We start from the raw sequence: 2,179 nt of genomic DNA on the forward strand, positions 1-2,179 counted from the left end.
CATCACCGACTTCAACGCGGCTGAAGGCGATGTGCTCAAGACTTTCGTAACCAACGGCCTGGGCGGTGCCAACGACACCGTGCCGCTGGTGTGGCGCGGTGCAGCGCAAGCTGGCTTCACAGCTACCGTTGGGCAAAACGCCGGCGGCACTGACCTTGGCACCGGCGTGCTGCAGATCTTCTCGTTTTACGACGCCGCTACTAATCTGACCGGCCTCTACATGGACCGCAACCGCGACGGCCTTGTGGATGCCAACGACTTCAAACTGCTGTTCAACGGCCAACTCAGCCTTGGTGCCAATGCTTTCTCCAGCGGCACCTTCATCAATGCTGCAGGCGTGGGCACCGGGGGAGCAGACACTATCGTGGGCACGGCTGGTGACGACACCATGGTAGGCGGCGCCGGTGACGACACGCTCTCGGGCCTGAGCGGCAATGACCGCATCCAGGGCGATGCGGGCAATGACACGCTAGATGGGGGCGACGGCAATGACCAGATTTGGGGCAACGCCGGCAATGACGCCCTGTTCGGTAGCGCCGGTGACGACAGTCTGGACGGCGGCCTGGGCGCCGACATGCTGAACGGCGGCGACGGCAATGACAGCCTAAATGCATCGGGCGATGCCAGCGATGCGGTGGGCAGCGTCAACGTGCTCAACGGCGGCGCTGGCAATGACAACCTGTACGGCAGCGGCGGTGATGACCAACTGAATGGTCAGGACGGCAACGACTACCTCTCCGGCGGCGAAGGGTTTGACACGCTGGATGGCGGCGCAGGCGCCGACACCAACTACGGCAACGGAGGCAACGACCGGATCGTTTACGACATCGCCGACACGATCGTGAATGGCAGCTCGGGGCTAGACCTGCTGGTATTGCGCCCCGGCGCGAACATCGCAAGCATCAACCTGGGCAACGCCGCCGACCAAACCTCGGGCGACACGGCAGTGGTGACCGAGATGGACGGGGTGGACTTCTCGGCGCTGACCGGCCCGATCAGCTTCAGCGGCAGCGCCAACTCCGACTGGCTGATCGGTACCAATGCCAGTGATAGCTTTGTCGGTCTAGCCGGGGACGACCTGCTGGACGGCGGTCTCGGCGCCGACACCTTGAATGGCGGCTTGGGTAGCGATGTGTTTTGGGTAGACAACCTTGCCGACTCCATCGTCGAAGCCCTGAACGAAGGCACTGACGAGGTCCGCAGCACGGTGGACTTCACGCTGGCAGTCAACGTCGAGAAGCTGAGTCTTTTGGGGAGTTCGAATCTGAAGGGTGTGGGCAACGCCCTGGCGAACACCTTGCTTGGTAATTCCGGCAACAACTTACTCAGCGGTGCCGCAGGAAATGACACTTTGGACGGAGGTGCGGGCGCTGACCAATTACTGGGCGGCAGCGGTGACGATGTTTACATCGTCGATAACTTGGACGACAGCGTCACCGAGTTGGCCGGGGAAGGAAGTGCCGATGAGGTGCGCAGTGCAGTGGATTTCAGGCTCTCGGCCGAGGTCGAAAGGCTGACCTTGACCGGCAGCACGGGCCTGCATGGCATCGGCAATGCATTGGCCAACGTGATGACGGGCACGACCGGCAATGACATCATCGACGGCGGCGCGGGCGCCGATACCATGGCGGGCGACCAAGGTGACGACACCTACTACGTCGACTCGCTGGCCGACGCGGTGACCGAGCAATACAACGCCGGCACAGATACAGTCATGACCAGTGTGGGCTACACGCTGGGCAACTACATCGAGAACCTGGTCATTACCGGCTCGGTGGCGGTGACAGTTACCGGCAATGGCGACAACAATCACATGCAAGGCGGTGCAGGCGCCGACACGCTGAACGGCGGCGGCGGCAATGACTTGCTGAACGGCGGGGCTGGCAACGACAACCTGCTCGGCGGCACAGGTGATGACATCTATGTGGTCGATGCCACAGGCGATGTAGTCACCGAGTTGAACGACCAGGGCACGGACACGGTGCAATCCAGCGTCAGCTTCACCTTGGGTGACCACGTTGAGAACCTGACCTTGCTGGACGCTGCACCGGCAGCTACGGCCAAGATCATGCTCGCCCGCAATGCGGCCGAGACGCTTGCGAGTGCGGCCCCGATCAACGGCACGGGCAATACCCTCGCCAATATCATCATCGGCAACAGCGGCGCCAACACGCTGAGC

General features: G+C 62.3%; 1 pseudogene. It reads left to right on the forward strand.

The features are described 5' to 3' along the window. Positions 1-2,179: pseudogene (locus tag PRZ03_RS23665) on the forward strand (calcium-binding protein); the annotation flags it as partial.

The organism is Roseateles albus (assembly GCF_028595345.1).
Lineage (GTDB): Bacteria > Pseudomonadota > Gammaproteobacteria > Burkholderiales > Burkholderiaceae_C > Paucibacter_A > Paucibacter_A albus.